This window comes from Rhodothermales bacterium (genome assembly GCA_034439735.1).
Taxonomy (GTDB): domain Bacteria; phylum Bacteroidota; class Rhodothermia; order Rhodothermales; family JAHQVL01; genus JAWKNW01.
Map to the genome: position 1 here is coordinate 1 of JAWXAX010000161.1, position 5,839 is coordinate 5,839.

Annotated in this window: 6 protein-coding genes; all 6 read right to left on the reverse strand. The window is 64.6% G+C overall.

Annotated features, from left to right (window positions below):
* Window positions 1-204, reverse strand: a 204-nt coding sequence (locus SH809_12205) for a DUF1304 domain-containing protein (GenBank protein ID MDZ4700461.1), incomplete at its 3' end; no start/stop codon positions are given.
* Between the two features lie 19 nt (window positions 205-223).
* On the reverse strand, window positions 224-733 hold the full coding sequence (locus tag SH809_12210) for a DinB family protein (protein ID MDZ4700462.1): 510 nt from the start codon (window positions 731-733) through the stop codon (window positions 224-226).
* Window positions 730-1,677, reverse strand: coding sequence for a flotillin-like protein FloA (gene floA, locus SH809_12215; GenBank protein MDZ4700463.1), 948 nt, complete (start codon window positions 1,675-1,677; stop codon window positions 730-732). Before floA ends, SH809_12210 begins: the two co-directional genes overlap by 4 nt.
* Before the next feature lie 180 nt (window positions 1,678-1,857).
* Window positions 1,858-3,306, reverse strand: coding sequence for a hypothetical protein (locus SH809_12220; protein ID MDZ4700464.1), 1,449 nt, complete (start codon window positions 3,304-3,306; stop codon window positions 1,858-1,860).
* The gene (locus SH809_12225) at window positions 3,303-4,946 is read right to left on the reverse strand and encodes a sulfatase (GenBank protein ID MDZ4700465.1); all 1,644 of its coding nucleotides are present in this window, start codon (window positions 4,944-4,946) and stop codon (window positions 3,303-3,305) included. Before SH809_12225 ends, SH809_12220 begins: the two co-directional genes overlap by 4 nt.
* Before the next feature lie 609 nt (window positions 4,947-5,555).
* On the reverse strand, window positions 5,556-5,839 hold a 284-nt coding region (locus SH809_12230; GenBank protein MDZ4700466.1), incomplete at its 5' end, for a GyrI-like domain-containing protein.

Genomic DNA, 5,839 nt, shown 5'->3' on the forward strand with positions numbered 1-5,839 from the left:
CAGCCCCCAGATGAGGCCGGCCGCCAGAAATCCATTATAAAGCCCCTGGTTCGCCGCCAGCACCTTCGAGGCTACCGCGGCTTCGCGAGTCTGGCCGAAGGCGCGCAGGCCGGCGGGTTTGTCCCACAAAAACATCTCGAGCACGAGGAAATACACGTGCAGGAGGGCGACAAGGAGGATTACGATGCTGGCGGCGAAGTTCATGGTTTTTTTGAGGGGGGCCTCACCCACGCACGACCTTCGCCATCGTCACAAGCTGGCCGGTGTGGCGCGAGGCGTGTTCGGCAGCGTGAAAGAGTAACCCGATGACGGTCGACGGCAACCTGGCGCGGCCGACGAACCGGGCGTCCGTGAGGATCGATTCCGGGGTCTCACCCAGTTGATAGAGCGCCGCCTCCACGGTGTCCCGCCAGGCAGCGGCCAGCACAGCAAGCGCCGGCCGAGTCTGGGACAGGGTCTTCTCGGCGGAGAGAATCCGCAGCTGGGCGTCGGAAAGCCCCTCGCCCCGGGCGTAGGTCAGCAGACGGTCCGTACTGCCAGCCAGGTGGGCAAGGTGGAAACCGACCGAGCCGGCGCCGCCGGGATGCGCCCACAGCTGTTCGTCGGTAAGGCCGGCGGACGCGCTGAGCGTATCCTCCAGCGCCATGACGAGCGCGTGTCCCGCCGGCTGCAAGAGCGGCGGGATATCCGGTAACGGGCCACGCAGCCAGGGCTCGGGCAAGGTCGCGGTCATGGAGCAGGCGGCAGCGATTTCGGCGGGTTGGCGCCCCGGAGCAGCCGGCCCTTGCGGAACGCGTCGGCGATGGCCATGGGGATGCTGGCCTCGGCCTCGACGAGCTTCGCGCGTTGCTCCTGGATTTCCGCCTTCATCTCCTGTTGCAAGGCGATGGCGGCGGCGCGGCGTTCTTCGGAGCGTGCGAAGGCCACCCGGAGATCAGCCTTCGCCTGATCGATCTGCAGCTTGGCCCCGATGTTTTCGATCACATCCACATCCGCGATGTCGATCGAGAGGATCTCGAACGCCGTGCCGCTGTCCAGGCCGGCGTCGAGGACTTTTTTCGATATCGCCGCCGGGTTCTCCAGCACCTGGGCGTAGGTCTCCGAAGAACCTATCGTTGACACGATCCCCTCACCAACGCGGGCCATGATGGTGGCCTCGCCGGCGCCGCCGACGAGCCGCGCAATGTTGACGCGCACCGTCACGCGGCTCACCACACGCAGCTGCACGCCATCACGCGCAACGGCCGAGATGGGCGGCGTTTGGATCACCCGCGGCTGCACGGACACCTGCACGGCCTCGAACACGTCGCGCCCGGCGAGGTCGATGGCCGTGGCCTTCTCAAACGTCAGGTCGATCCCCGCTTTCTGGGCCGAGATGAGTGCGCGCACGACCTGCTGGACGTGCCCTCCGGCCATATAATGCGCCTCAAGGAGCGAGGTATCGATGTGGATGCCGGCCTGGTGCGCGGCAATCAGGGGCATGATGATGGCTTCCGGTGGTACCCGGCGCAGGCGCATGCCCACGAGGTCCTGGACGAGCTTGATGGGCACACCCGAAAAAATTGCCGTAATCCAGAGGCGAACGGGTACGAGGTAATACAGGTAACCGAGCGCAAGAACGCCAAAAACAAGCACAATCAGGGCAAAGGTACCGATGGATTCGAAGTATTCTTGCATGAGCGGAGGTGTGATGAAACAATCAGGCCGGCCAGGCCGCCTCGGGCGGTAACAGGCCGCTACCATGATAACCGAGAGCGGCCGGCGTACGCAAGAAAATGCCAGAATAAAATCAGAAATGCTTTATCGGGGTTTCGTGCCTTGCTCGCTCCCCGGATAGCGCGGCGGGGTCGAGCCCTCCTACAGCGTGGCCCGGACCAACAGCGCGCGATACCGCCGATCGCCCCGGATGGGTGCCAGCAACATGTCGTTTTCGATGTGCCCGGCGGACACACCGGTCGTATCGATCGCACACTCGAGCGCCGAGAAGGCGGCATCGACCCTGCCGAGTTGGGCCTCGGATTGCGCAAGTTGATAACATACTACCCCGTCCGTCCGGATCGCGCCCGCGATCCGCAGCATGCCGGCCGCTCGCTCGTAGTCAGCGGCCGCCAGGAAGTCGCGCGCCTCGTAAAACGACACGGACGCATAGACGGCCGCGAGCATGCGCCGGGCAGCGCCGGCGAGGTCGGTATCCACTGTATCGACGGATTCGATGCGGAGTCGCTCTATTTCCAGGCGCTCGAGAGAGGCGTTCGTTCGGGGCACCCGTTCGGCCGTGCGGTAGTCGTCGATAAACGCCACCACCCCCTCGCTATAGGCTTCGATACGTCGCGTGAGGGCCTCGCGGGCCTCAATGGCCTGGAGCGCAGCCGGCTCCTGGAGGAGGTGGTTGAGACGTATCCGCGCCGCATCGATATCCCCCCTACCCTCGAAATCGGCCACGACTTCCCGGTATCGGCGGACGGCATCGGCCCAGCGACCGGCGGCTTCGAGCGCCTGTGCCTCGGCGAGATGGGCGAGGCGCAGCGAATCCACCCAGGCCGGCTTGTAGCGAGCCATACCCGTGCGCATCGCCTGGAACTGCATCCAATCCAGCGCCTCGCCGGCCAGCGATTCCGGCATCCAGGCATGATCTCCTTCAAATACCACGAATCGATGGGGCATCCGGGTGGAGTCGAGCGCGGCGTCGCGCAATCGGGCGGCGTCGTAGTTGAAGTCGCCGAGGCCGGCGGTCCCGATATAGGCGGGCGGCCGCGTCATGGCGATCGCGGCCTGGACCGAAGAGGCGCCCGGCGGCAGGCCGTCGCCGGCGTTTATGATGCCGGCGAGGTGGCCATCGAGAAACGGCGCCGCGAACCAGGCGAAATGAGCCGTACCGGAGAAGCCAGCGAGGTAGAAGCGACGCGTATCCACCGCGTAACGCAGCTGCGCGTCCTGAATCATCGCGTGTAACGCCCGGCCGTTGACGGCAAAGGCCGAATCCGCGTCGCTCAGGGTATGGTGCGAGCTAAGCAGGATAAAGCCCAGCCGGTCGGCGCCGGCGCGAAAACGCTCGATGGGGACTAGCGCGCGGCCCCTCGGGTCCATCAGAAAAAGCACCGGATACGTTTGCTCCGCGTCGTACCCCGAGGGCAGGTACAGCGCATACCTCTGGCTCGTGTCCGCCGCCGAGGTGACACGAGGGACAGGAGTGCCCACCGCGAGGTACAACGTATCGGAGGGCTGCGCAAGCGCCGGGGCGCCGAGCAACGCGAGCAGAACAGTAGCGGCGAACCGCAGGAGCAACTGGGAGCGCGGGTTGATCACGGGGAGCGGACATCGACCGTATCGCTGGCGACAAAGCCGATGCGGTGCGCCACGGACACAATCCGTTCGCCGGCATCGAGCGGAATTGGGCCGGTATAAACCTCCCAGTGCCGGCCGATCGCTTCTTCATCAGCCAGGCGCTGGTAGCCGATCGAAGCGCCATCGGTCGCGCTGGTTAACGCGAGGCGGCCGTCTACCATCTCGCTCGCCGGCGGGGCTGTTACGGGCTGGGTGCCATCGGGCCAGATCGTGGCGAGGAAATCCATTTCCGGCATGGAGCCCCCGTCGCCAATCTCCGCCATCCAGCGATCACATTCGGCGCGGAGCGCCGCCAACGTGGCGGCATAGGCGGGGTCGCCGGCGAGGTTGTGCAGTTCGTGGGGATCCGCCAGTATGTCGAACAACTCCTCCGGGGCCTTCGTGGGCCTAAACCACTGGGCCTGGTACTCGTCCAGTTCGCCTGCGTCGCGCATGCGGAGCAGCTCCTGCATGATCGGCATCTGCTCGCGGTAAGCGACGGGCAGGTAGTAGGGTTTCTCGGGCTGGAAGTTGCGCAAATACTTGAACTGATGGTTGCGGACAGCGCGGATCATGTCGTACTGCTCATCGAACCGATCCGCCGCGCCATGGATGTAGGCACGGGGTTCGGCCGCGGCGAATTCGCCCTCGAAGGCCTGCCCGTCCACATAGTCGGGTGGTTCGATGCCCACCATGGACAGGAGGGTCGGTTTAAAATCGACGAAGCTGATCAGCCGATCGTCCACCTCGCCGGCGCGCCACTGGCCGGGGTAGCGGATGATCATCGGGACACGCAGGCCGGAGTCGTACACCAGCCTTTTTTGCCGGGGCAGCGGGCCGCCGTTGTCGGCGTACCATACGACGATGGTGCTGTCCATCAGGCCGGCGGCTTCGAGTTCGGCGAGCGCCTGGCCCACCTGATCGTCCATCGTCTTGATGTTGGAATATACCTGGCGGATATCGCGCCGGCCCACCGCGTTGTCCGGCAGGTAGGGCGGCACCGGGACGTCCAGATCCTCGGGCACCCAGAGCGAGTCGTTGGCGCGCGACCACACCTGGGATTCGTGTGTGACCCCGAAGTTGATGACGGCAAAAAATGGTTGTCCGGGTGCGCGGTTGCGCCAGTGGGCGTCTGCGCTGCTCTCATCCCAGGCCGTCACCGGCGCCGTGAACTGATAGTCCTCCTTGGCCGCGTTGGTGGCATAGTATCCGGCTTCCCGGAGGTACTCGCTGTGGAGTTTCACGCCGACGGGCGGCATGGCCTCGTAGGGCGTGAGGCCCGGCGGCAGCCAGCGCGGGTCTCCGCCCGTGCGCATGTGCATGGCGCCCATGTGGGTCTGGTAGAGCCCGGTAGCCAGCGCCGCGCGACTCGGAGCGCAGACGCCGGAGGGAGAAAATACATGGGTGTAGCGGACGCCTTCCGCCGCGAGCCGGCTTAAGGTGGGCGTCGCGACGGTGCTGTCGCCGAACGGCGGGATGATCGGGCTCAAGTCCTCGGCAACCAACCAGAGGATGTTGGGCCGAAAGCCGAGGTCGAGCGAGGCGGGCGCCGCAGCCGGCGGTTTAGAATCACAGCCGAGCGCCAGGGCCAGGAGAAGGAAGGTAGCTAAAACTCGATGCATCTCGGAGAAGGAGGAAGGCGGGTAAAATGGGGCGGTTCACTGGCCCAAGAGTACAACTCCGGTCTCTCATCTCCAACCGACATGCTTCCTGCCGGGATGCCCTCCCCAATGAAAAAGCCCGGGTTACAGCCCGGGCTTTTGTTCACGGAGGTCTCAGCGCTTCCTTGATCAGGGTATGGCTCGCGATGCGTAGCCAGGATGCATTAACATGCTCGGAAGGGGCTCCTGCGTGGACGGTTACAGTATATTCATTTGTTAAGATCGTGTAAAGATGCCTTCTGGCTTTTTGTCCGACTCGTTACACGAACTTCATCGACCAGTGATGAGGAGCAGAAAAAAAGCCCGACCTCGCAGTGAGGCCGGGCTTCAAGTAGCTGTCCGGGAGCCCGATTAGCTGTCGCTAGCAGGCCATACCCGAGGCTCCCTTCTGCATGTCAGACATAGGATCACCTCTTTTGTGCAGGGCACCGAGAAACGCGTCCGTTACCGCCCCGTTATGCAACCGACGCCGCGCGGGAGTACCCGTAAGGTACGGCTGGCCTACGACGTCGTTCGGGACCGGTTCCGGGGTCTCCATTATTCCATCCGGCGGGTCGTGCATCCAAACATTCACACTTTGGCGTGGTCGAGGGGGATGTATATCTGGGTGATCAGATCCTCCGGCGCCGTGGTTTCAGGACCGTTGAGGTATTCCTCCCAGAGGGGCATATACCGGACCCACGCGCCTTCCGACTCGAGCAGGCCGGCGCCGGCCATCCACGACGAGATACCCTCGTACGTCGTCCGGAGGTCTGCGTAGGGTCCTCGATGGGTAAACCGCAGCCATCTCCCGCCGGGCAGTTCGCGCACGGTGATGTCGGCCTCGCCGTCCAGAAAGCCGGAGGGCGTCGCCA